Source organism: Streptomyces sp. KLMMK (assembly GCF_036961605.1).
GTDB lineage: Bacteria > Actinomycetota > Actinomycetes > Streptomycetales > Streptomycetaceae > Streptomyces > Streptomyces telluris.
In genome coordinates this window covers 1-3,063 of sequence record NZ_JBAMDC010000572.1, presented here as the reverse complement: position 1 = coordinate 3,063, position 3,063 = coordinate 1, and the positions used below count along the sequence as shown (strand labels likewise).

The 3,063-nt window shown below is 77.0% G+C and carries 1 protein-coding gene; it reads left to right on the top strand.

Annotation, left to right across the window (positions count from 1 at the left end):
* A partial coding sequence (locus tag V7793_RS35675; protein WP_336013830.1) for an amidohydrolase family protein occupies positions 1–3,056 on the top strand: 3,056 nt, incomplete at its 5' end.
* Between the last annotated feature and the right edge of the window lie 7 nt (positions 3,057–3,063).

The following is a 3,063-nucleotide window of genomic DNA, read 5'->3' as shown; positions in this document are numbered from 1 at the left end:
TGTCCTTCACGGCCGCCACCAACGGGGCGGCGAGCCTCTCCCCCGCCGGGGACCGGCTGGTCGCCGAGGTGCAGAACGTGCTGTGGTCCCTGCCCCGCGAGGGCGGGGAGGCCGTCGCGATCACCCCGGCCGATCTGGAGCCGACCCGGCCCGTGCACGCGCCCGACGGCCGGCAGCTGGCCGTCTGCGCCTACCGGGGCGGCGGCTTCCACATCTGGACGCTTCGGCCCGACGGCAGCGGGCTGCGGCAGGTCACGGACGGGCCGTGGGACGACCGCGGGCCCGCCTGGTCGCCGGACGGCACGCGGATCGCCTTCGCCTCCGAGCGGGGCGGCGACCCGGTGGCGGGCAGCCCGTACCGGTTGTGGGTGGTGGACGTGCGGAACGGTGCGCTCACGCGGGTCACCGGGGTGGGCGGGCAGGAGGGGCCGCTGCAGGACGGCGCCTGGGAGGACTTCGACCCCGTGTGGTCGCCGGACGGCTCGCGGCTGCTGTTCGTCCGCGCCCGCGTCGCCGGGACCGCGCTGGAGGCCCGCACGATCGCGTCCGTCCCCGCCGACGGGCACGGGCCGGTGCGGGCCGAGCACACCGAGACCGAGGCCGCGCAGGTCATGACCCCGGCCGTCGCGCCGGACGGACGCCTGGCCTACCTGCGGACGACCGCCGCGCCCAAGGCCGGCTGCACCCTGGTCGTCGACGGCGCGCCCGTCCCGGTCGACGGGGACGTCGAGCCCGTCCCGCCCCGCTGGGTCCCGGACGGCGAGCTGCTCCTGACCGTCGGCGGCACGTTCCGGGTCGTCCGCCCGAAGGCGCCGCAGGACGCCCGCGTCATCCCCTTCCTCGGCCGCCTGCCCGTCGCCCGGCCGCGCTACCGCACCAAGCGGTACGACCTCGACGGCGGCGGCGTGCACGGCGTCCGCTCCCTGCACCTCCCAGCCCTCTCGCCCGACGCCCGCCGGGTCGCCTTCGCCGCGCTCAATGCGCTCTGGGTCGCCGACGTCACCGGCGGGCGGCCGCCGCGCCGGGTCGTGGCGTCCGATCCCACGCGCTACGTCTTCGGGCCCGTCTGGAGCCCCGACGGCCGGTCCCTGGTCTACGCCGACGACCGCGGCGGCCTGCTCGCCGCGCGCCGTCACGATCTCGCCTCCGGCGAGGAGACCGAGCTGGCCGGGGGCGGCCGCGCCTACCCCGTCCTGTCCCCCGACGGCCGGCGGCTGGCCGCCCTGGACCTGACCGGCGCGCTCGTGGTGCGCGACCTGGCCGCCGGCACGGACCGGGTGCTCGCCTCCCCCCTGGGCGGCGGCGGGCTGCCCGGCAGACCGAGCTGGTCCCCGGACGGGCGGTACGTCGCCCTGTGCGACCGCAACCGGCTGAACCAGCGGTTCCGCGAGGGCTACAACCTCATCCGGGTCGTCGACACCACCGACGGCAGCGCCCGCCTGCACGCAATCGCCCCGCACGTCTCGATCGCCGACCGCTACGACTGCGGGCCCGTCTGGTCGCCCGACGGCCGCCACATGGCGGTGATCTCCGAGTCCGCCCTGTGGCTGCTGCCGGTGCGGCCCGACGGCACCCCGGACGGCGAGCCGCGCCGGCTCACGGACGGCGCGGCCGATCACCCCTCCTGGTCGGGCGACTCCCGGAAGATCCTCTACCTGGCCGCCGACGGCCGGCTGCGCCTCCTCGACGTCCACGACGCCTCCACCCGTACGCTCCGCATCCCCCTCGACTACCGGCGCCCGGTCCCCGCCGACACCGTCGTGCACGCCGGCAGGTTCTGGGACGGCACCGGGGAGGCCGTCCGCGAGAACGTCGACCTGGTGGTCCGCGGCGGGCGGATCGACGCCGTCGAGCCCCACCGGGCGCGGCGCGCGGCCGTCCGCACCGTCGACGCCTCCTCCGGCACCGTGATCCCCGGCCTGTGGGACGCCCACACCCACCCGTACCAGAACACGTACGGCGGCCGGCAGACCGCGCTGCAACTGGCCTACGGGATCACCACCGCGGTCTCCTTCGGCGGCGGCGCCTACGAGCAGGCCCGCATCCGCGAGGCCGTGGCGGCGGGCGAGCTGGCCGGGCCGCGGATGCTGACCACCGGAGAGCTGCTCGACGGCTCGCGCGTCGCGTACAGCATGGGCCGGGCGCACCGCACCCGCGAAGGGCTGCGCCGGTCGCTGTCCCGCGCCGCGGCCCTCGACTGGGACTTCGTCAAGACCTACGTCCGCGCGCCCGGCTGGGCGATGGAGGAAGCGGCCCGCTTCGCGCACGAGCGGCTGGGGGTCCGCGCCGGCAGCCACCTCGTGTCGCCGGGCGTCCAGCTCGGCCAGGACCTGACGACGCATCTGCAGGCCACGCAGCGGCTGGAGTTCGGGCACGCGACGAGCGCGTCGGGGCGCGCCTACCAGGACGTGGAGGAGATCTACACGCACGGGGACTTCCGCCTCGTCGCCACGATCTTCACCTCGGTGCCGCTGCTGGGCGAGGCTCCGGCCCTGGCGCAGGACCCCCGGGTGACGCAGCTGATGCCGCCGTGGGACGTGGAGGTGGTCCGCAAGACCGCGGCCGCCCGGCCGACCGCCGACCAGCTGGCCACCCTGGAGCGTGAGATCGGCGTCTACCGGCGGGTGCTGGCGGGCGGCGGCACCGTGGCCCTGGGGACGGACGCGCCGCTGGTGCCCGTGGGCCTCGCCCTGCACCTGGGGCTGCGCGCGCTGCACCGCCACGGGCTGTCCGCGGCACAGGCGCTGCGGACCGCGACCGTGCTGCCCGCCCGGGTCTTCGGCGCGGACCGGGACCTGGGCACCCTGGAGCCCGGCAAGCTCGCGGACGTGACGGTGGTGGACGGCGACCCGTTCGCGGACTTCGACGCGCTGGTGCGGACCGCTTCGGTGCTGCGCGGCGGGGTTCCCTACGAGCAGGCGCGGCTCGTCGGGGCGTACAGCGCGTACGGCGCTCCCGCGGCACCGCCCGGGGTGCGGGCGGCCGCCGACGCGTGGCTTGAGGTGTCGCGGCAGCTCCGGCGCGACTCCTGCTGCGACGTGGAGCTGCACTTCTGACCGCGGG